This is a genomic window from Pseudoalteromonas atlantica (assembly GCF_043641955.1).
GTDB lineage: Bacteria > Pseudomonadota > Gammaproteobacteria > Enterobacterales > Alteromonadaceae > Pseudoalteromonas > Pseudoalteromonas atlantica_A.
This window is the reverse complement of record NZ_JBHZRV010000007.1, coordinates 15,283-35,330: the sequence shown is the minus strand read 5'-3', so window position 1 is coordinate 35,330 and position 20,048 is coordinate 15,283. Positions and strand designations below refer to the sequence as shown.

The following is a 20,048-nucleotide window of genomic DNA, read 5'->3' as shown; positions in this document are numbered from 1 at the left end:
ATTCATCTTATCTACAAGGTTGAGTTTGTTGTTTATGCGCCAAGGAATAAATTTAAATTAATATTACCTCCCAACATTTATACTGCATTGAAAACACGTTAAACTGCTGCTATTAAATGCAGAGTTAATTGCGAAAAGAATCAATGAATAATCAGAGCAAACCATTACGCATAGCAATTGTAGTGGGTGAACTATCCGGTGATATATTAGGCGAAGGCCTTATAAAGGCACTAAAAATACGCTACCCAAATGCTATTTTAGAAGGTATTGCGGGGCCTAAAATGCAGGCGCAAGGATGTAAAAGTCTATTTGATATGGAAGACCTTGCTGTTATGGGTTTGGTTGAAGTGCTAGGGCGATTACCCCGATTATTAAAAATTCGTAAGCAGCTGATTCAGCACTTTGTTGATAACCCGCCAGATATTTACATTGGTATAGATGCACCCGACTTTAATCTGCGGATTGAAAAGCCGTTAAAAGATGCCGGTATTAAAACCGTGCAGTATGTTAGCCCGTCTGTGTGGGCCTGGCGTGAAAAACGTATTCATAAAATTAGTGCAGCAACCAATATGGTGCTTGCTCTATTGCCATTTGAAAAAGCATTCTATGATAAGCACAACGTACCTTGCACATTTGTAGGTCATACACTTGCTGATGATATTGCCTTGGAACATGATAGCAGTGCAGCCCGTTTGAAACTTGGTTTGAATGACAATGACAAAGTATTGGCATTGTTACCCGGTAGTCGTGGTTCAGAAGTCGGTTTATTAAGTGAGACCTATATTCAAACCGCGGCTGAGTTACAAGCTAAAAACCCAGATTTAAAAATTGTGGTACCGTTAGTTAATGATAAGCGTAAAGCACAATTCAGTGAAATTTTAGCCGCCACTGCACCGTCATTAAAAATACAACTGCTGGATGGGCAATCTGATATAGCAATGCAAGCAGCGGATGCCATTTTAATTGCATCAGGCACAGCCACCTTAGAAGGCATGTTATATAAAAAACCCATGGTTGTGGGCTATAAAATAAAAGCAATGAGTTATTGGATATTCAAGACATTGTTTACCTTTAATATTAAGTATTTTTCATTGCCCAATTTATTGGCTGATGAAGAGTTAGTCCCAGAGTTTTTGCAAAAAGACTGTAACGTGGATAACCTTACGAACGCACTTGAACCTATGTTAAATAGCGATAACAGCGAGTTAAAAGCTCGATTTTTAGCAATCCATCAGCAAATACGTTTAAATGCCAGCGAGCAAGCCGCGGCGGCAGTAGCGGAGTTACTAAATGCAAATTGAACGACCTAACCTAACCTTTATCGCCGGTGTTGATGAAGTTGGCCGTGGCCCACTTGTTGGTGATGTAGTTACCGCAGCGGTCATACTAGACCCAACAAAGCCGATTGCAGGCCTTGCAGATTCAAAAAAATTGACTGATAAAAAACGTCAAGCTTTGGCGATTGAAATTAAAGAAAAAGCACTGTGTTGGTCAATAGGTCGTTGTAGCCCAACAGAAATAGATGAGCTAAACATTTTACACGCCACTATGCTGGCAATGACTCGAGCGGTAGAGGGATTAACGACTACACCAGAGTTTGTTTTTGTTGATGGTAATCGACTACCTAAACTAAACATGCCAGCACAAGCTGTGGTAAAGGGCGATAGCCTTGTAGCTGAAATTTCAGCAGCCTCTATATTAGCCAAAGTAGCGCGTGACGATGAAATGATTGAACTTGATAAACGTTATCCGCAATATGGCTTTGCCGGGCACAAGGGTTATCCTACCAAAGCGCATTTTGCGGCACTTGAACAATATGGCGCAATTGATGAGCACCGTAAAAGTTTTAAACCAGTACAACGTGTACTAGCAATGCAGGAGCAATAATGGCAGCGCCTGATTTTGTACATTTACGAGTTCACTCTGACTTTTCGATGGTTGATGGGTTAGCTAAAACCAAGCCGATCGTTGCTAAAGCTCAAGAGTTACAGTTGCCTGCATTGGCTATTACAGATCAAATGAACTTTTGTGGTTTAGTGCGTTTCTATGATACTGCTCATAACGCAGGCATAAAACCGATTGTCGGTGCTGATTTTTGGCTCCATAGCCCTGAATTCCCTGAAGGGCCGTGTCGAATTGTTATTTTAGCCAAAGATAACACTGGCTATAAAAATATTACTTTATTGATCTCAAAAGCGTATCAGCGCGGGCATTTATTTCATCGTCCAGTAATTGACCGAGAATGGCTGGTTGAGCACAAAGAAGGGCTTATTCTTCTCTCTGGCGCTAAAGACGGTGATTTAGGTAAAGCACTGTTAAAAGGCAATCCAGCAACGGTTGAGTCGGTTGTCAGTTTTTATAAACAGCATTTTAGCGACCATTATTACATCGAGCTTATTCGTACTTTACGAACACAAGAAGAAGAATACCTGCACTTAGCGGTAGAACTTGCTGAGGCTGAGCAGTTACCTGTTGTTGCAACGAATGAAGTGGTATTTCTAAAACCTGAGAACTTTGAAGCGCATGAGATTCGCGTTGCCATTTTTGATGGTTACACGCTGGATGATAAGCGTAGGCCTAAACGATTCTCAGAGGAACAATACCTAAAAACGCCAGAGCAGATGGCTGATCTATTTAGTGATATTCCTGAAGCACTACAAAACAGTGTTGAAATTGCTAAGCGTTGTAATGTCACAGTGCAACTGGGTACTTATTTTCTACCTGATTACCCAACAGGCTCATTAAATATTGAAGACTTCTTAGTCAAAGTATCACAAGACGGCTTAGAAGAACGTTTGCAGTTTTTATTCCCAGATGAAGATGACCGTAAAGAAAAACGCGTTGAATATGACGAGCGACTAAAAATAGAACTCGACGTAATCAACCAAATGGGTTTCCCAGGTTACTTTTTGATCGTAATGGAGTTCATCCAATGGAGTAAAGATAACAATATTCCAGTAGGGCCAGGGCGTGGTTCAGGTGCGGGCTCATTAGTGGCCTATGCCCTTAAGATCACCGACCTTGATCCACTCGAATTTGACTTACTTTTCGAACGTTTCTTGAACCCAGAACGTATCTCAATGCCGGATTTCGACGTCGATTTCTGTATGGATCGACGTGACGAAGTAATCGACCACGTATCAGCGCTGTATGGGCGGGACGCGGTATCGCAAATCATCACCTTTGGCACGATGGCAGCAAAAGCGGTTATTCGTGATGTTGGTCGTGTACTTGGCCACCCTTATGGTTTTGTTGACCGGATTTCAAAATTAATACCGGGCGATCCGGGTATGACCTTAGCAAAAGCCTTTGATGTTGAGCCGCGCTTGCAAGAGGCTTACGATGGCGACTCTGAGGTTAAAGACTTAATTGATATGTGCCGCATCCTTGAAGGGTGCACGCGTAATGCCGGTAAGCATGCGGGTGGTGTTGTTATATCACCCACGACTATTACCGATTTTGCCGCCCTTTATTGTGATGATGAAGGAAAGTTTCCGGTTACTCAGTTTGATAAAAATGACGTAGAAACAGCCGGCTTGGTTAAATTTGACTTCTTGGGTCTAAGAACGCTCACAATCCTGCAGTGGGCTATTGATATGACCAACGAGCGCCTTGAGCGTGAAGGCAGAAAGCCGGTTGATATCAACGCAATTCCACTGGATGATAAAAAGAGTATAGAGCTATTACTGCGCGCCGAAACAACCGCAGTATTCCAGCTCGAATCACGGGGCATGAAAGATCTGATCAGGCGTCTTAAACCCGACTGCTTTGAAGATATGATTGCATTAGTGGCCTTGTTTAGACCGGGCCCATTGCAATCGGGCATGGTAGATAACTTTATCGACCGTAAATTAGGCCGAGAAGACATCTCATACCCAGACGCACAATATCAACACGACAGCTTACAGCCTATTCTTGAGCCTACGTACGGTATCATCCTGTATCAAGAACAAGTAATGCAAATTGCGCAGGTTTTAGCAGGTTACACGCTGGGCGGCGCAGATATGCTGCGTCGTGCAATGGGTAAGAAAAAACCTGAAGAAATGGCAAAGCAACGTTCAACCTTTGAAGATGGCGCAAGAAATAACGGCATTGACGGCGAACTTGCAATTAAAATCTTCGATTTGGTAGAAAAGTTTGCGGGTTATGGTTTTAACAAATCTCACTCTGCGGCTTATGCGTTAGTATCGTACCAAACCTTGTGGATGAAAACGCACTACCCAGCCGAGTTCATGGCGGCGGTAATGTCGGCAGATATGGATAATACCGATAAAATCGTAATTTTGGTGGATGAATGTGAAAACATGAAACTCACTTTATTACCGCCGGATGTAAACGCGGGTGAGTTTAAGTTTACTGTAAATCAGCAAGGCGAAATTGTTTACGGCATCGGCGCTATCAAAGGGGTAGGTGAAGCACCTGTTGAAGCTATTTTAGAAGCGCGCAGTGAAGGCGGCCCATTTAAAGACTTATTTGATTTTTGCGCCCGAGTTGATTTAAAGCGTTTAAATAAACGAGTCACAGAGAAACTCATTTACGCCGGAGCACTTGATCAACTTGGCCCAGATAAAACTCAACCTGGGCGAGCAACCTTATTAGCGAGCCTTAAAGATGCAATGCGCGCCGCTGATCAACACAACAAAGCTGAGTCTCTTGGTCAAACGGATTTGTTTGGGCTACTTGCCACAGAGCCTGATGAAGTCGAACAAGCCTTTATAAAAGCCACTGCGTTGACTGATAACCAATGGTTAGACGGTGAAAAAGATACTTTAGGCCTTTATTTAACTGGTCACCCAATAAACCAATACCGCAGAGAGCTTAGGCACTACACCACAGGCCGTTTAGTGGACTTGCAGCCAACTAATCGTGATGTGCAATCAACCGCTGCAGGCCTTGTTATTGCAGCGCGTACACTGATTAATAAAAAGGGAAATCGCTGGGGGCTTATAACTTTAGATGACAAGAGTGCCCGTATTGATGTACGCTTATTCCCAGAACAGTTTGAAATGTACCAAGATATGCTGCAAATCAACAATATCTTGGTAATATCTGGACAGGTCAGCTTTGATAACTTCTCCGGTGGCATTACAATGACCGCCAGAGACATATGCACCATAGCTCAAGCGCGCGAAAAACGTATAAAAGCGATTAAAATGACGCTGAACATGGTGCAAATCGAGGCGAACTTCTTCGATAATTTACAAAAAGTACTTGAACCTTATAAGTTTGGTACTTGTCCTATTAGGGTTTTCTATCAACGTCCAGATGCGTTGGCTGAGTTAACCTTAGGTACAGAATGGTGTGTTACGCCTAGCGATGACTTAATTCATAAGTTATCGCTGATGGCGGCGCAAGATGTAGAACTAGAATTTAACTAATTAGGTAGTTTAGAGCATGAGCCTCAATTATCTTGATTTTGAGCTTCCAATCGCAGAATTAGAAGCAAAAATTGAAGAGTTACAAAATATAAGCCGCGCTGGCGAATTAGACCTTGAATTAGAAGAGGAAGTCAGCCGATTAAAAGAGAAAAGTGCCCAACAAAAAGAGGAAATATTCTCTAAGTTAGGTGCTTGGCAGGTTTCTCAGTTGGCCCGTCATCCGTTGCGTCCTTATACTCGAGATTATATCGAGCGTATTTTTACGGAGTTTGATGAGCTAGCCGGTGATCGTACTTTTGCAAATGACCCAGCTATTCTAGGTGGTGTTGCGCGTTTTGAAGGCCAACCAGTGATGGTTATTGGCCAACAAAAAGGCCGTGATACAGCTGAAAAAATTAAGCGTAATTTTGGTATGCCAAAGCCAGAAGGTTATCGTAAAGCACTTCGCTTAATGGAAATGGCTGAGCGTTTTAAAATGCCAATCATGACCTTTATCGACACACCGGGTGCATACCCAGGCGTTGGTGCTGAAGAGCGTGGTCAATCTGAAGCTATCGCACGTAACTTAAAAGTAATGGCAGCACTTAAAGTGCCAACTATTTGTACAGTTATTGGTGAAGGTGGTTCAGGTGGTGCATTAGCAATTGGTGTTGGCGATCGCGTTAACATGTTGCAATACAGTACTTACTCAGTCATTTCACCTGAAGGGTGTGCGTCAATTCTTTGGAAAAGTGCTGATAAAGCACCGCTTGCCGCTGAAGCTATGGGCGTAACCGCTGCGCGTGTTAAAGAACTTGATTTGATTAACAGCCTAGTTGAAGAGCCTCTAGGTGGCGCACATCGTAATTACGATGCAATGGCGCGTAACCTTAAAAATCAGCTTAAACGTGACCTTTCAGATCTTCAAGCGCTGTCGCTTGATGAAATGCTTGATCAACGTTATAAACGATTAATGTCATTTGGTTATTGCTAAAAAATAGCTCGAATGCAGAAAAAAGCCGCTCTAGCGGCTTTTTTGTTTTAAAATGTTTGTAAGCTAGGAGCTAGGAGCTAGGAGCTAGGAGCTAGGAGCTAGGAGCTAATCAATCACTTATTTAGCGGTTTAATTCATGCATTCAACACCTTTGTATCAACAAGTAAAAAGCACCATTGCCCCATTTGTCGATAATAATCAAACGTCATTTACTGTCGCGCTATCTGGTGGTGTTGACTCTGTGGTGTTATTGCATCTGATGAATAAAATTAAATGTGAAATACCAGCGCTACAACTAAATGCGGTTTACGTTAATCATGGTTTAAGTAATTATGCCGATGACTGGCAGCAGTTTTGCGCCCAGCTATGCGCGCAATTAAATGTGCCATTTACAGCAGCGCAGGTAGTTATTGAGCAGCGCTCGCGCACCAGTTTAGAAGAGCAAGCTCGTGATGCGCGGTATTTAGCGCTTGATAAATACAGCGCTAAGGGCAGTGTTATTTTATTGGGTCAGCATTTGAATGATCAGCTTGAGACTTTTTTACTGCGTCTTAAACGCGGCTCAGGGTTGAAAGGTTTAGCATCTATGCGACAAACCCGTATACTTAAAAGCGGTCGTGTTTGCTTTAGGCCTTTACTTGATATTACACGCTCAAAAATCGAGTCATTTGCAAAAACGTTTTCACTTACGCATATTACTGATGACTCAAACACCGATGAACGTTTTGATCGTAACTTTATCCGCCAACAAATTGTGCCCGTTTTATCTGATAAATTTACAGGTTTTGAAAAAAGCGCTTCACGCAGCATTACGCTACTGCAGCAGCAGCAAGATTTACTTAATGAGTATACCCAGCAAGATTTAGCCAAGTGTCAAAATAACAGCCAAGGCTTAAGTTGCACTGAGCTTGCAATGTATAGCGCTGCACGCCAAGCAAATGTACTGCGCTGTTGGCTTGAGCAGTTTACCGTCTTAATGCCATCGCAAAAGCAAACTGAGCAAATTTTAGATCAAGGTATTAATGCACAAGTTGATGCGCAATTAAAAATACAATTAAAAGAAGGTCAGATCCGCCGTCATCAAGGTTATTTGTATTTTGTAATACCCAAAGCACAAGAGCAACTTAATGTAATTTCGCAGTCTGAGGACACGTTTATTCTCAATAACGGCGCTCGTATCAGCCCAGTGCAAGGAAAAGGGATAAGGCAGCCTCATGCCGATGAGCACGTAACTGTGCAATTTGACTATCCTCAGGTAAAAATCAAACCTTTGAATAAACCAGGCCGTAATACCTTAAAGCATTGGTTTAAAGATGCAAAAGTAGCCCCTTGGTTAAGGGCCAGTGCGCCACTTATTTTTTACAACGACGAATTAGTCCAAGTTGTCGGTTACTTCATCAGTGCGAATCATGTTACCGATGAAGGAATTTTTTGGGAGTACCATACATGAACAACCAGCCCCATGTCGGCTTATCACTTGTTAATAAAGCACCGCTTGGCTTGTTAGTTACAACATTAATAGCATTGGTTGCGTACTTAGTGTTTGAACTAGATGTAATGACTTTACTTTATTCACTAGCGGGTGGTTTGGTATGCGCAACTATTTTGATTGCTTATTGGTTAGGAAAGGGCGGAGCCTTTTTTATTATTGGTGTGAGTATTCCGCTGATTTTAATTGTGCTCACTCCACTGGCTACCATGGCCGCTTTACTTTATTTGATTAGTGGCTTTTTCTTTGGTTTTTGTTTTTCGCTACTGATTTATAAGTTGATCAGTAAGCAAAAGCAAGTTGCGCCGTAAGGGGAGGCGCAACACTTTTTTTAATAAGCTCTAGCGCAGTTACGTCCTGACGCTTTTGCTTTATAGAGCCCTTTATCTGCACGAGAGAACACTTCGTCTTCGCAGTCATGGCTATTCACCAATGTGTAACCAATACTCGTAGTTACTTGGTATTTAGACATAATATTAGACTCTTCAACTAAACGCATAATACGCTGGGCAATTACTTTATTCGTAATAAACTCAGGGTCGTCTATAAGAATTGCAAATTCATCCCCACCAAACCTGAAAACACAATCAGTGCCACGTATGCTTGTTTGCAAAACAGCTGAAAACTCCTTTAATACGTCATCACCTACTTTGTGACCGAAGTTATCATTTACCTGCTTAAAGTTATCTAAATCTAGCAACATTAAACTAAATGAGCGATGTTGACGGCGGCAGCGTTCGAGTTTTTCAAACAATATATCGTTAAACTGACTGCGATTGTTTAACCCTGTTAGGGTATCTTTGGTTGCTAACTTTAGCACTCGGCTGTACATGATTGCATTTCTAAGCGGGTACACCAATGCATTGTGCAACCCTGTGAGCTTAGCATTAATGTTCCCTGTAAGCGGGTACTGACTAAAGTAAACCAGCTGCCCTAAATGCTCGTTGTTGATATCTAAATCAAACGAGTACGGTTGGGTTGAATTATCACTTTGTGCAACCTGTGTCACTCCTTGAGTTGAGTGAAACTGTATACCTGAAAAGTTAATAATCTGCTTAGTGTATTCAGCATAAATATTGAGTATTTCATCGATATTTAAAGTTGTTTGTAGCTTAGCTACTAAGCTATGAATTGCTGCAGGCTCATTGTTACGGTAATGCTCTGCCGAAAACGGCAGAAACTCGCCACGTGCAGAAACCCTTTGTGTCAAAATATGGACGTTTTCCACTAAATCTCCCCCCTCGGAGTGTGTTGTTGGTTGGTTAAAGCGATTTCTATGCCACAATTTCAAAGTGGCTGAAAAACAGATAGTTGCTATAGTTAAAATTATTAGGTGGTAAAACTTTGACGCGGTATTTTCTGGTTTCAGATTATCGGGAGGTCTATTTGCAAAGTGTTCTAGCTCAAATATTTGGTTTGCTATTTGCTGCCGTCATTCTAGTGTGGCTCTTTAAACGTGTTGGGTTGCCACCAATATTGGCTTACTTAGCAACCGGTGTGCTTGCAGGTGGGCACGGTGTGGGTTGGATAGCACAAAGCAGCGAGATGCATTTTGTTGCTGAGCTTGGTATTGTTTTTTTGCTATTCAGTTTGGGGTTAGAGTTTTCAATTGGCAGACTAATGGCAATGCGCAGTATTGTATTTGGTTTGGGCACGTTGCAAGTAGTCGTGACTAGTCTTGTAATTATGCTAATCCTACAGTTACTGGAATTTACGCTATTGACCAGCTTCACTATTGCGACCCTAATGGCACTATCTTCAACGGCCGTTGTAGTTAAATTACTTAAAGAGTCTGGGGACTTAAAGCACCGGCGTGGACAGCTTGGTATAGGTATTTTGCTATTCCAAGATATAGCCGTCGTACCATTACTCATTATTTTACCTTTATTGGCGCAAAGCAGTGGATCGGAAGGAATAGCATGGGCTTTGGCATTAGCGTTAACAAAAGGCGCTTTTGTTTGTGTGCTTTTATGGGCAATAGGAAAGTGGGTATTGCCGCCGGTGTTTAGCGAAGTGGCACTGATGCGTACAGAAGAGCTGTTTGTGTTAACCACCTTGCTAGTAGCATTATTTGCTGCAGGACTCACGTATTTATTTGGTTTATCAATGGCCTTAGGGGCTTTTTTAGCTGGCATGATGCTTGGTGAAAGTCAGTATCGTCATCAGCTAGAGGCAGATATACGGCCATTTCGTGACATATTGATGGGCTTGTTTTTTGTTACTGTAGGGATGCAGCTAGATATTCTTTTTGTTGTAGATGTATGGTTTTGGATTTTAGCGGCGTTGACGCTGATGTTTGTGTTAAAAATTGGCGTTATTGCCGTTTTAGCACAGTTCATGGGAGAGCGAAAACAGGATTCTATTGCTGCGGCTATTATGCTTTGGCAAATGGGCGAGTTTGGTTTTGTACTCATTGCTTTGGCTACTAAACACCAGTTACTGCTTACTGAGCAAGCATCCTTTTTAATTGCATTGGCGGTGATGTCGATGGCTCTAACACCTTATTTAATAGAGCGAACTCCTTGGATGCTGGCAAAGCTTGGCTACTTAAAAAATGCTCAAAGTTACGCATCAAATCAACCTACTAGTAGTACTTTATATAGTAATCATGTGGTCATTTGTGGATTCTCCCGTGTAGGGCAAACTATTGCGCGGTTTTTAAAACCAGAAGCCATAGAGTACGTTGCGGTTGAATGTAATCCTGTATTGGTTCAAGAAACCAAAGCGGTAGGGGAACCCGTTATTTTTGGCCATGTTAAGCAAAAAGACATTTTACGTTCAGCGGGAGTCGAGCGCGCACGACTCGTTATAATCACCTTTACTGATTTTGAGCAAACGCAAATTGTAGTAGATGCAATTAAGCAAATAGCCCCAGAGGTTAAAATCTTGGTGCGCATGCGCGATGACTCAGAACTGGAGCTGTTACAAGATTTAGGGGTCACAGAAGTTGTTCCTGAAACACTGGAGGCCAGTTTAATGTTGGTTTCGCATGTTTTGTACATGTCAGGCGTTCCAATGACACGTATTGTGCGCCGTGTGAGTAAAGAAAGGCGTAACAGATACAAGTTTTTACATGGCTTTTTTGCCGGCGATAAATTTACCAATGACGATACTAATACAGATCGCTTGGAGTATTTGCATGTAATTGCATTACCACAAGAGGCGTACGCTGTGGCTAAAAGTATCGGGGAGTTAAACCTCGAAAAACGACGTGTATCAGTTAGGGCACTGCGTCGTCAAGATCGAGAGATTGAAATGCCCTCACAGCAAACCACCTTACTCAGCGGTGACATTCTTGTATTACAAGGTAAACCGCGGCGAGTAGAGCGTGTTGAACGTTACTTAATTGATGGTAGTGAATAATTTAGTCTAACTCTAAAAACTCGCGAATTTGAGGTAACTTTTCAAGGCCATCTTTATAGCCAATACCAATTAAATGTTGGGTATAGCGTTTTTCGAATAATAAGTAGCTGGTTAAGCTTGATTGAGATCGCTTTTTAACACCAATCATACGCAACAGTATTTTAATTGGTAACGGCATATCGTCATAATACTGCGCAGCAATCGCGTTAAAATTTTCAGATGGGTTTATTACACAGGTATCAATTTGCTTGAGTTCTTGGTGTTTTTCTCGCCCAGGCATTAATCCTAGTGTTCTATTAATACGCTCAAGGCGTTCTAAATCTGACTGCAAAGTATCCGTGAATACGCTATCAAGTAAATGCCCTGCTATAGATGATAAACCAGGGAAGTGAGGCAAATACCCAGGAGGATGCGACTCTTTTGGTTGATCCACACCAATTATAAAAATCTTCTTTGCACCTAGGTGAACACATGGGCTCAACGGAGATAGTTGGTGAATAGAGCCATCGCCAAAATAATGGTTATGCACGTTCACACTTGGAAAAACCATGGGGATCGCACTTGATGCCATCAAATGATCCACGTTTATGCGCGTAGCTTGCCCAACTCGCTTAGCACGTTGCCATGGTGATTGAGTCTTAGATTGAAAAAACGCAACAGAATCACCTGTAGTATAACTGGATGCTGTAATTGATAGCGCATCTAAATAATTTCGATGCAAATTGCGTTCGATACTGGACAAGTCCAGTACTTCACTCAGTAAGTCACGTAAAGGTCGATTATTTAGTAGGCTAGCTGGTGGGTGGTTAATATGCTCAGATTGAAAGCTTGTAAGCATATTACGAGTTATATGGCCAAATACACTTAAAAAGTCACTCTTATAGACTGTTGAAGTTGAAAAGTTTTTCCATACATACTCTAATTTGCGTACTGCAAGGTGCGCACACGAGGCGTAACATGCCAAAGCAGCTGAATTTATAGCGCCTGCGGAGGTACCATTAATAATAGTAAAAGGCAGGGGAGCTGTTCGAGGCATACTATGAGCAAGTGCCTTTAATACACCAACTTGGTAAGCTGCGCGTGCTCCGCCCCCTGTTAATAGTAAGGCTATTTTGGGTTTATTTTTATCGACTTGTTTTATTCTCATAGTTGCAATTAAACTGTTGACCGTCTTTACTTTATTTATTAACTGTAAGTCTTTAAGCTAGAACAATCAAAGGATACCTGAGTAAGATAACTTTTTTATCGCTTGGTTTGGAATTTCACTCACTTAGGAGACTCTAAGTGTTTGAATTATGCATTTTAATTTTTATGGAGTTCGTATGTCAGATCAATCATCGCAACCAGATGTCGAAAAACGTCCACCCAATAACAATCTGCTGTTTGCAATTGTAATACTTGTTGTTATTGCATGTGCGGCAGCATTTGTATTACTTAGCTCAGAAGAGCAGCCTCAGCCTGTGGTTGAGCAAGCTCCTGTAGAGCAACCAATCCAAGAATATAGAGCTCCAGAGCCAGAAGTAACCGAACCAGAGCCTGAAGCTTTATCAGAGCCTGAGGTTGTTAATCGCCCACCAAGCAGAGATGCAGAGCCAGCACCTGAGGTAAAACCATTACCGAATCTTAATGACAGTGATGAAGTTGTGGTTGCAAATATTGACGAATACCTTAGCGATCAAGTGATGGGTTTAATGATCACTGATGATGTGATTCGCCGTGGTGTTGTATTTATTGATAACTTAGCAAAAGGCAAAGTGGCTGTAAAACATGCACCTGTTGAACGCCCGCAAGAAAGTTTTAGCGTTATTGAAGGGGATATTCTGATGATTGACCCTAATAGCTATGAACGCTACACCCCTTATGTAAAAATATTCACGAGTATGAGTGCTGCACAAATAGTGCGTTTATATGATGAATATAAACCACTCATAAGTGATGCTTATAGTGAAATTGGCTATCAAGGTGAGGAGTTCACACAAACGCTTGATGAAGCGATTGAACTATTACTTGATACGCCAGAACCTAAAGGTGATATGCCCTTACTCAGAGATTCAGTTACTTATCAATATGCATATTCAGAATGGGAGCGCCTTCCTGCTGCGCAAAAACAGCTGTTGCGTATGGGCCCAGAAAATATGAAAAAGGTAAAAGCTGTATTACGGAACGTTCAGAAAGAGCTAGCTAAGTAATTTTGTATAAAAAACAGTGCGATTGTTTGATTATCATGCAATCGCACCTTCTTTTTTGATTTCCTCTTGAATAAGAGTGCAAAAGTAGAGATAATCCTTCCCGCGCCAACCAAGGCCCTCAATGGTAGTCTTATTGGTCCTCTCGCAACACTAGCAGGCGAACCTGGTCAGGCCCGGAAGGGAGCAGCCACAGTTTGTGACGTGTGTGCCGAGATGTGGCTGGTAAGACTGCCACCCAAATTCTTCACTTTTTTGTTGTTTGAAGTATAAGTTGACATATTTTTACTAAAAGATGGCATAAATTGGAAGTATAAGGTGGCATAGTCAAGTATTTAACCAAATGGTTAGGTGACTGACTCACATGTTACGAAAAAAATCAAAAATTCTCCAATTAATCACAATCATAAATTTGCTAGTAAAAAATAAATATACCCGTTTATTAGACTGAAACGTGAGCTACTTTTTGTCATCACAGATAATTTTATCCTTATCATCTAACCCATAAAGTTTTTCGTTACTGCTCAGTTTTTCAAAATGCTTAGAAAAATCCTGTTCTAAATTAGAGTTTATAGCTTCGTCAAAATTATCCATAAATACAGCTTGTTCAGCGGCACTAAGATCATCTACCGAAAATCGACCATCTAATGCAGCTTTTACATTTTCGCAATCTAAATTCGCCGATTTATCTATGGTATTGCTGGTTTTTATTGGTTTAGCCATATTAAACCCCCAAAATATAAAAGCTGATGTTATCTAACCATAACTTAATTCTAAAAATTTGCGAAGTTCGGTGATGAGTGAGAACCGGACGGTCGGGTCAACTCGTTTTTGGACAGAAACGAGTTATACGTGAATAACTGCTCATGGCACTTAATGGAAGCAATCTATTTAACTTAAGAATGTTGCTGACTTTGATGACCGATGAAGTAAACATGGAGGGTTGAGTTAATATAAATTGCTTCTACTCAAGTTATACTATGAAATTATTTTCACTATTTGCTATTTATGTTATCTCATCAAGTAAGGTCATTTACGTATACTAATAGACAAAGTGCCCATATATACCCGTTAAGTTTAATTATAGTTATGGAGTAAATTATGAATAGCAATCTTATTGGTGATGCTGGAAAGTATTTGGTTTCATACTGTCTATCTCGAAGAGGTATCGCTGCGGCATTAATGAATGCTGGTGCAAAGGGAGTTGATATTCTAGCTACAGACAATGGTGAAAATGTAGTTAGTATTCAGGTTAAATCATCTCAGGGTAAATCTCAGCCTCGCCAATGGATCGTAGGAAAGAAACAGCCTAGCGCCTCTGGTCATTTCTTTTATGTGTTCTGTAACATATGGGAAGATCTCCAGTGTGAACCAGAATTATTTATTGTTCCTAGCCTCTATGTAAAAGAATCAGTAAATTGGAATTCTAAAGTACCTTTGTTTAAATTAAATTCAGAATCTTCCGAACGCTACTTAAATAATTGGGATCAAATTTTAAATATATTTAGTAAATAGAAATTATCTACAAGTGACGGTGCTACGAAAGTCTGCAATTGGCACCCAGGCGTACTTCGGCAAAGAGCGAGCAGCGGACCTTCAAATTTCGTTCATTTATAGCCGCTTTAGGTAAGGCAGATAAGATATCCTGTATTACAACGTTAATCTTGGTCTAATAAAGTCAATAAATGCAGTAACTCTTTCAGCGACTGATGAGGATTTATAGTAGACAGCATTTACCAATTCACGATCAGTACCAATTAACCTGTATGACTCAAGCAGTGATATTAGTCGGCCTGATTTAATATCTGTATTAACCATAAAGCCCGATAAACAAGTGATACCACTGCCTGATAAAGCTAATTGCCGAATGGTTTCTCCATTGCTAGCTGTAATTGTCGGGTTTACGTTATCCAAACCTTTAACAGGCCATTGGTTAAGGGATTTTATATTTGAGAAGCCAATTAATTTATGACTTATAAGCTCATCAGGCGTTTTTGGTAAACCATTTTGTGCAATATATTCAGGTGATGCGACAATAAAAAGGGGGCTTCTTCCTAAGGCGCTAGCATGTAATGTAGAGTCCTCTAATTTTCCTATTCTTATTGCTAGATCTGTTCGTTTTTCTATTAAGTCAACAATACCCTCGTTAGAGTTTAGCTCAATCTCTATTTCAGGGTAGGCCTCAGTGAAGGTATTTATATGGGGTGATAATTGGTGAAATATAAATGGGCTAACAGCATCAACACGTAACTTCCCCTGAGGTACTTTACCTTTAGTAATAATGTCTGATTCAGCATTCTGGATCTGTTTCAACCCTAAACTTACTGCGTCGATAAACTTTTTACCTTCATCTGTTAGCATCACTCGCCTAGTTGTTCTAATTAAAATAGCTGTGCTTAGCGCTTTTTCAATTTTAGTAACTGATCGTGATATACGAGCCACCTGAATGTTAAGTGCATCTGCTGCGGCAGAAAAACCACCAAATTCAATGACAGCTAATAAAAGTTCTAAATCATCAGATCTTGTTTTTAAATTCAAATTAACCTCATTTATTACAATAGTATTTTGTAAATAGCGCTATTTATTACAAAAGTTTATCAGTTAATAATTGCCTCAACAAATAAAGAGAGCGAATTAATTTAACTCGTTACTTTACGTCTATTAAATAAATTTGGAGATAATGATGCCACTTGCATTAATAGCATTAGCGCTTAGCGCCTTTGCCATAGGAACAACAGAATTCGTTATTGTAGGGTTACTCCCAACAATGGCACAAGACCTTAACGTATCAATTCCTTCCGCTGGTTTATTGGTTAGTCTTTATGCTTTAGGAGTAGCCATTGGAGCACCTGTGTTAACAGCGCTAACCAGTAGATGGAATAGAAAGCATGTCTTACTATCGGTCATGGGGTTGTTTGTAATAGGAAACTTAGTTGCTTGGCAAGCACGAAGCTTTGAAGCACTCGTAGTAGCTCGAATCTTAACAGGATTGGCACATGGTGTTTTCTTTTCAATTGGATCGACCATTGCGACTGGGTTAGTGCCTAAAGAAAAAGGAGCTAGTGCGATTGCCATTATGTTTACAGGGTTGACGGTAGCTTTAGTTACAGGGGTTCCATTAGGCACATATATCGGGCAGATTTTTGGTTGGGAAGCTACTTTTTTAACCGTATCGATTTTAGGCTTATTAGCCATGGTTGGTAGTGCAATATTAGTACCTAGCACTCTAAAGCAAAGTAAACCTACTAAGATTTCAGCACAACTAAGAGTATTAACTCACCCTAGATTACTATTGGTTTATGCAATTACGGCTATTGGTTACGGTGGAACTTTTATCGCCTTTACTTACTTAGCCCCAATTCTTAATGAAGTGAGTGGCTTTGATTCAAGTTCTGTTGCTCTGATACTTTTGGTTTATGGTGTGTCAGTTGCAGTTGGTAATATCTGGGGTGGTAAAATGGCTGATAATTTTGGCCCTATTAAAGCCTTAACTATAATTTTCGCAGGTCTTGCTGGAATATTATTTATGTTAAGTTATACCGCTTACAACCCGGTTACAGCAGTCGTTACTATTTTGGTTTGGGGAGCATTTGCTTTTGGAAACGTACCAGGATTACAGGTATATGTGGTTAAGCTAGCCGAAAAGCACACACCTGAGGCTGTAGATGTAGCATCCGGATTAAATATTGCTGCTTTTAATGTTGGTATTGCATTGGGCGCATGGGGAGGAGGTAACATTGTTGCTGAACATGGCTTAATGAATACACCTTGGGTAGGCGCTATTGTTGTTTTAGTTGCTCTTTTGTTGACACGCTATAGTGGAATGCTTGATAGAAAAGGGACAAACTTTTAGTAAAGATTAAATCTATACAGGAATTCAGTTTAGGTAAGTAAAATTGAGTTTATAAAGCAGGCTTAATTGATAAAATTCAAGCCTGTTTTCGACTCTAGTAGCTTCTGCTCAAATGTCTGCTATTGGCACAAAGCAGTCAATTAAACTTGGCAATATTTTTATGGGATTGGCCTTATAAAGCCTGTAATTGGTAACTTTATGCCATTATATGCTTCAATATTATGCCAAGTTACACTTCACTTGTACCGTTGTAGCTCAATGAAATCTAATGTGCCTATGTCAACTTATGCTTCAAACAACAGTATTTGCTGTTATTGACCTAGTTTAATATCAATCCGCAATAATACTTAATCATTTTGCGGGGTTAAATGTGTCGCTACCTACGTTAAAAAATTCTCATTTAGAACAACTAAATAGCGAATTTTTTGCCTTGCTACCAACACGTTGTTCCACACTCAAAATAGATCACTTAATTAAGTGAATTGGTATAAATCAACTTTTCGTTCACTTTATTTATTACTACGCATATTTATTTGCGTATTCATGTTTAAGAAACGTGGACAAATTCATTGGTTTTGTTTAAGTATGGTCTAAATTTAAACAATTAACGTACAAATTAAGTGTTTTAATAATTCGCTTTTAGTTACACAGCAATCTATTATTTTAGTGATAATGGAGGGAGCTATAAATGGAACCACAATGTAAGATACTTGTAATAGATGATGAACCTATCAACACTTTAATGCTAGAAGAGGCATTAGCTCTAGTGGGTGTCATACACTCTTGCAACGATAGCGAAAAGGCACTCGATCTAATTAGAGATATTGAGCCGGATATACTTTTACTTGATTTAGAAATGCCGAACGTAAGCGGTTTCGATATACTGCGGTTGATCAAAGAGCTCCCCAAATTTAGCGATATCCGTACTATTGTTATTACATCGCATAGCGACCCTGCAATTGAAGAAGAAGCACTATCATTAGGTGCTATAGACTTCATCTCTAAACCTTTAAATTTAACATTATGCCGAATGAGGGTTGAAAACCACATTACTCTATTAATTCAAAACAAAGCTATTCGAAGTACTAAAGCAGCACTCGCAGCAGAAAAAGAACAACTAAGAATTACGATTGACTCGATTGCTGATGGCGTTATTTCTACAGATGAAAAAGCGTGTATTACTTACTTAAACCCTGTTGCTCAACGTTTAACGGGTTGGTCTCAAATATCAGCAAGAGGCCGTCATATTGAAGATGTGATGATATTACAAGATGCAACCACAAAGAATAAATCTATCAATCCTCTAACGGTTGCTTTAAAAGAAAATAGAGCCGTGGCTATGGCAATAAATACTCAACTTGTGAGTAAGCAAGGGCTAGAGCATCGCGTTGAAGACAGCGCAGCCCCAATTCTTGATAAAAACAATAAACAATGTGGTGCAGTAATGGTGTTTCAAGATGTTAGTGAAACACTGGCAATGTCTGTACAAATGACATATTTATCACATCATGATCAGCTAACTGCTTTACCTAATCGAGTATTATTACACGATCGCCTAACACAAAGCCTGGCAAGAGCGAGCTTTAATAAAAGCAAAGTTAGTTTATTATTGTTGGACCTTGATAAATTTAAATACATTAACGATGCGATGGGTCACCATGTAGGTGATGAAATTATTGCTCATATTGGTCACAGCTTAGATAAATTTACCTGTAACGATATTACTGTTGCAAGAGTAGGGGGAGATGAGTTTGCATTAGTCGTTCCGCACGGTATGCATATTACCAGCATAGAGGCATTGATAAGCCAAGTATTAGAGGTAATAGGTAAACCCTTTAGAGTGGCTGGAGAAGATCACGTTCTTTCAGCAAGCTTAGGAATTAGTGTTTTTCCTGATGATGCCCAAACTGTAGAAGAGATTCTTCGTCACGCTGATTCAGCTATGTATAAAGCTAAGCAAGTTGCGGCAAATAGCTATTGTTACTTCAGCCAAGACTTGCAAGAAGATATGAATAAACGCTTAGAAGTGGGTAATTACCTACGAAAGGCGCTTGAAACAAATGATTTACAGGTTCATTACCAACCTAAATATGATTTACAGAGCGATGATATTATTGGTGCTGAAGCGCTAGTGAGGTTAAAAGGACCTAATGGTGAGTTTATATCTCCAATTCACTTTATTGAGTATGCTGAAGAGTCTGGACTTATATATTTATTAGGGGAGCAAGTGCTTGAAAAAAGCTGTATTACTGCAAAAAAATGGTTAGATAGCGGTTACCCTAAAAAAATCGCAGTTAATGTTTCTGCTAAACAATTTATAAGTTCTACCTTGGTTGAGACTGTTGCATCTGTGCTAGAGAGAACTCAATTACCCAGCAGGTATTTAGAGCTTGAAGTAACTGAGTCAGCTTTGATTGACAGTTACGACCAAACTATTACTCAATTAAAATTAATTGCTGATATGGGCGTATCATTAGCTTTAGACGATTTTGGAACGGGTTATTCGAGCCTCTCGTATTTACGATTATTTCCGCTTGATGTGCTCAAAATAGACCAATCTTTTGTGCGCGATATGCTCAGTGACTCTCAGTCATTGGATATAGTCACCGCGATTGTAGATTTAGCGAATTCACTCAAGCTTGATATTGTGGCTGAGGGTATAGAGACACCAGAGCAAAAAAGTAAACTGAAAGAGCTTGGGTGTGCGATAGGCCAAGGTTTTTTAATGGGGAAACCAATGCCCTTTGATAAAATCACTCAACAACTATCGCCTTTACATAGCAGCAAAAATTAATGCCTAAATTTA

Annotated in this window: 15 protein-coding genes and 1 other RNA gene; 12 read left to right on the top strand and 4 right to left on the bottom strand. The window is 40.2% G+C overall.

The annotated features are described in order from the left end of the window. Nucleotides 1–143 precede the first annotated feature (143 nt). The 6 genes from lpxB to ACHUE3_RS14015 all read left to right on the top strand — a co-directional run bounded on the left by lpxB (nucleotide 144) and on the right by ACHUE3_RS14015 (nucleotide 8,151). Nucleotides 144–1,301 (top strand): lipid-A-disaccharide synthase, encoded by a 1,158-nt coding sequence (gene lpxB, locus ACHUE3_RS14040; RefSeq protein ID WP_394193017.1) that lies wholly within the window; start codon nucleotides 144–146, stop codon nucleotides 1,299–1,301. Next, the gene (rnhB, locus tag ACHUE3_RS14035; protein WP_394193016.1) at nucleotides 1,291–1,887 is read left to right on the top strand and encodes a ribonuclease HII; all 597 of its coding nucleotides are present in this window, start codon (nucleotides 1,291–1,293) and stop codon (nucleotides 1,885–1,887) included. Before lpxB ends, rnhB begins: the two co-directional genes overlap by 11 nt. After that, complete coding sequence (gene dnaE, locus ACHUE3_RS14030; RefSeq protein WP_394193015.1) at nucleotides 1,887–5,378, top strand: DNA polymerase III subunit alpha; 3,492 nt, start codon at nucleotides 1,887–1,889, stop codon at nucleotides 5,376–5,378. Before rnhB ends, dnaE begins: the two co-directional genes overlap by 1 nt. A gap of 16 nt (nucleotides 5,379–5,394) precedes the next feature. Next, nucleotides 5,395–6,351, top strand: a complete 957-nt coding sequence (accA, locus tag ACHUE3_RS14025; RefSeq protein WP_394193014.1) for an acetyl-CoA carboxylase carboxyl transferase subunit alpha — start codon at nucleotides 5,395–5,397, stop codon at nucleotides 6,349–6,351. A 136-nt stretch (nucleotides 6,352–6,487) separates the two neighbouring features. Beyond that, complete coding sequence (gene tilS / locus ACHUE3_RS14020; protein ID WP_394193013.1) at nucleotides 6,488–7,801, top strand: tRNA lysidine(34) synthetase TilS; 1,314 nt, start codon at nucleotides 6,488–6,490, stop codon at nucleotides 7,799–7,801. Further along, nucleotides 7,798–8,151 carry a hypothetical protein gene (locus ACHUE3_RS14015; protein ID WP_394193012.1) on the top strand — a complete coding sequence of 118 codons (354 nt, stop codon included), beginning with the start codon at nucleotides 7,798–7,800 and terminating at the stop codon, nucleotides 8,149–8,151. Before tilS ends, ACHUE3_RS14015 begins: the two co-directional genes overlap by 4 nt. 20 nt (nucleotides 8,152–8,171) lie before the next feature. On the opposite strand, the gene ACHUE3_RS14010 is transcribed toward ACHUE3_RS14015, so the two are convergent. Beyond that, nucleotides 8,172–9,068: a GGDEF domain-containing protein gene (locus ACHUE3_RS14010; protein ID WP_394193011.1), complete on the bottom strand. Its 897-nt coding sequence runs from the start codon at nucleotides 9,066–9,068 to the stop codon at nucleotides 8,172–8,174. 158 nt (nucleotides 9,069–9,226) lie between these two features. Here ACHUE3_RS14010 and ACHUE3_RS14005 point away from each other — a divergent pair, with 158 nt between their 5' ends. Then, nucleotides 9,227–11,203, top strand: a complete 1,977-nt coding sequence (locus ACHUE3_RS14005; protein ID WP_394193010.1) for a monovalent cation:proton antiporter family protein — start codon at nucleotides 9,227–9,229, stop codon at nucleotides 11,201–11,203. 1 nt (nucleotide 11,204) lies between these two features. Here ACHUE3_RS14005 and ACHUE3_RS14000 read toward each other — a convergent pair whose 3' ends face one another. Then, nucleotides 11,205–12,350 (bottom strand): patatin-like phospholipase family protein, encoded by a 1,146-nt coding sequence (locus ACHUE3_RS14000; RefSeq protein ID WP_099296481.1) that lies wholly within the window; start codon nucleotides 12,348–12,350, stop codon nucleotides 11,205–11,207. Nucleotides 12,351–12,525: 175 nt separating this feature from the next. On the opposite strand from ACHUE3_RS14000, the gene ACHUE3_RS13995 reads away from it, so the two are divergent. Together ACHUE3_RS13995 and ffs are read left to right on the top strand one after the other, a co-directional pair. Then, the gene (locus tag ACHUE3_RS13995) at nucleotides 12,526–13,392 is read left to right on the top strand and encodes a DUF3014 domain-containing protein (protein ID WP_394193009.1); all 867 of its coding nucleotides are present in this window, start codon (nucleotides 12,526–12,528) and stop codon (nucleotides 13,390–13,392) included. Nucleotides 13,393–13,523: 131 nt separating this feature from the next. Then, an RNA gene (gene ffs / locus ACHUE3_RS13990) (signal recognition particle sRNA small type) lies at nucleotides 13,524–13,620 on the top strand. Between the two features lie 228 nt (nucleotides 13,621–13,848). On the opposite strand, the gene ACHUE3_RS13985 is transcribed toward ffs, so the two are convergent. After that, on the bottom strand, nucleotides 13,849–14,112 hold the full coding sequence (locus ACHUE3_RS13985; protein ID WP_394193008.1) for a hypothetical protein: 264 nt from the start codon (nucleotides 14,110–14,112) through the stop codon (nucleotides 13,849–13,851). Nucleotides 14,113–14,490: 378 nt separating this feature from the next. On the opposite strand from ACHUE3_RS13985, the gene ACHUE3_RS13980 reads away from it, so the two are divergent. After that, entirely contained in the window at nucleotides 14,491–14,904 is a 414-nt protein-coding gene (locus ACHUE3_RS13980; protein WP_394193007.1) for a hypothetical protein, read from the top strand. Between the two features lie 135 nt (nucleotides 14,905–15,039). On the opposite strand, the gene ACHUE3_RS13975 is transcribed toward ACHUE3_RS13980, so the two are convergent. After that, on the bottom strand, nucleotides 15,040–15,927 hold the full coding sequence (locus ACHUE3_RS13975; protein WP_394193006.1) for a LysR substrate-binding domain-containing protein: 888 nt from the start codon (nucleotides 15,925–15,927) through the stop codon (nucleotides 15,040–15,042). Between the two features lie 145 nt (nucleotides 15,928–16,072). On the opposite strand from ACHUE3_RS13975, the gene ACHUE3_RS13970 reads away from it, so the two are divergent. Together ACHUE3_RS13970 and ACHUE3_RS13965 are read left to right on the top strand one after the other, a co-directional pair. Further along, nucleotides 16,073–17,242 (top strand): MFS transporter, encoded by a 1,170-nt coding sequence (locus ACHUE3_RS13970; RefSeq protein ID WP_394193005.1) that lies wholly within the window; start codon nucleotides 16,073–16,075, stop codon nucleotides 17,240–17,242. Nucleotides 17,243–17,930: 688 nt separating this feature from the next. Next, nucleotides 17,931–20,036, top strand: a complete 2,106-nt coding sequence (locus ACHUE3_RS13965; protein WP_394193004.1) for a GGDEF/EAL domain-containing response regulator — start codon at nucleotides 17,931–17,933, stop codon at nucleotides 20,034–20,036. Nucleotides 20,037–20,048: the final 12 nt, after the last annotated feature.

What these genes read in the sequence shown, in the direction of transcription:
- ACHUE3_RS13995 (WP_394193009.1), top strand. Translation starts at nt 12,526, where the DNA reads ATGTCAGATCAATCATCGCAACCAGATGTCGAAAAACGTCCACCCAAT.
- dnaE (WP_394193015.1), top strand. Translation starts at nt 1,887, where the DNA reads ATGGCAGCGCCTGATTTTGTACATTTACGAGTTCACTCTGACTTTTCG.
- ACHUE3_RS13970 (WP_394193005.1), top strand. Translation starts at nt 16,073, where the DNA reads ATGCCACTTGCATTAATAGCATTAGCGCTTAGCGCCTTTGCCATAGGA.
- ACHUE3_RS14015 (WP_394193012.1), top strand. Translation starts at nt 7,798, where the DNA reads ATGAACAACCAGCCCCATGTCGGCTTATCACTTGTTAATAAAGCACCG.
- lpxB (WP_394193017.1), top strand. Translation starts at nt 144, where the DNA reads ATGAATAATCAGAGCAAACCATTACGCATAGCAATTGTAGTGGGTGAA.
- rnhB (WP_394193016.1), top strand. Translation starts at nt 1,291, where the DNA reads ATGCAAATTGAACGACCTAACCTAACCTTTATCGCCGGTGTTGATGAA.
- ACHUE3_RS13965 (WP_394193004.1), top strand. Translation starts at nt 17,931, where the DNA reads ATGGAACCACAATGTAAGATACTTGTAATAGATGATGAACCTATCAAC.
- ACHUE3_RS13980 (WP_394193007.1), top strand. Translation starts at nt 14,491, where the DNA reads ATGAATAGCAATCTTATTGGTGATGCTGGAAAGTATTTGGTTTCATAC.
- ACHUE3_RS13985 (WP_394193008.1), bottom strand. Translation starts at nt 14,112, where the DNA reads ATGGCTAAACCAATAAAAACCAGCAATACCATAGATAAATCGGCGAAT.
- accA (WP_394193014.1), top strand. Translation starts at nt 5,395, where the DNA reads ATGAGCCTCAATTATCTTGATTTTGAGCTTCCAATCGCAGAATTAGAA.
- ACHUE3_RS14000 (WP_099296481.1), bottom strand. Translation starts at nt 12,350, where the DNA reads ATGAGAATAAAACAAGTCGATAAAAATAAACCCAAAATAGCCTTACTA.
- tilS (WP_394193013.1), top strand. Translation starts at nt 6,488, where the DNA reads ATGCATTCAACACCTTTGTATCAACAAGTAAAAAGCACCATTGCCCCA.